Genomic DNA, 563 nt, shown 5'->3' with positions numbered 1-563 from the left:
TGTAGGCGCAAAGTTAAAATGTCAGTCCTGAGCAAGATAGAAATGTCAGTCTCTGGATCGGTTTTGGCCGGTTTTGGGGGCTGTCATGGGCTGGCTGATGATGAGCGATCGGGATGTCCGGCGTGTTGAGGTACTGGCAGAAATCGAGAGTGGTCAGCTTGGGGTTTTGGACGCGGCTGGGATATTGGGCCTGAGTGAGCGGCAGGTTTGGCGTCTTCTGGATCGCTACCGGTGTGATGGCGGTGGCGGGATTGTCCACCGAGGCCGTGGCCGACCATCGAACCACCAGATTTCAAAGGGGGTTCGCGAGCTGGCGCTGGAACTGGTTCGTCTGCATTACCATGATTTTGGGCCAACATTGGCAGCGGAGAAGCTTGCCGAACGGCATGGTCTTACCGTGTCGCGGGAGACGCTGCGGCACTGGATGGCGGAGGCCGGTCTGTGGCGCACAAAGGCACAGCGGCGTCAATTTCACCGCCCGCGCCTTCGGCGGCAATGCCTGGGTGAGTTGGTACAGATTGATGGGAGCGAGCATCGCTGGTTTGAGGACCGCGGGCCGCCCT

1 protein-coding gene is annotated in these 563 nt (G+C 59.7%); it reads left to right on the top strand.

Annotated elements, in window-relative coordinates; genetic code table 11:
* Positions 1–85: 85 nt before the first annotated feature.
* Positions 86–563 (top strand): helix-turn-helix domain-containing protein (locus tag GE253_RS25705; protein ID WP_173012849.1); only part of this gene is annotated, 478 nt, incomplete at its 3' end.

The sequence above is a fragment of the Niveispirillum sp. SYP-B3756 genome, from assembly GCF_009495745.1.
Classification (GTDB): Bacteria; Pseudomonadota; Alphaproteobacteria; order Azospirillales; family Azospirillaceae; genus Niveispirillum.
Note: the sequence above shows the minus strand (reverse complement) of the source record. Positions and strands in the feature narration are given on the sequence as shown.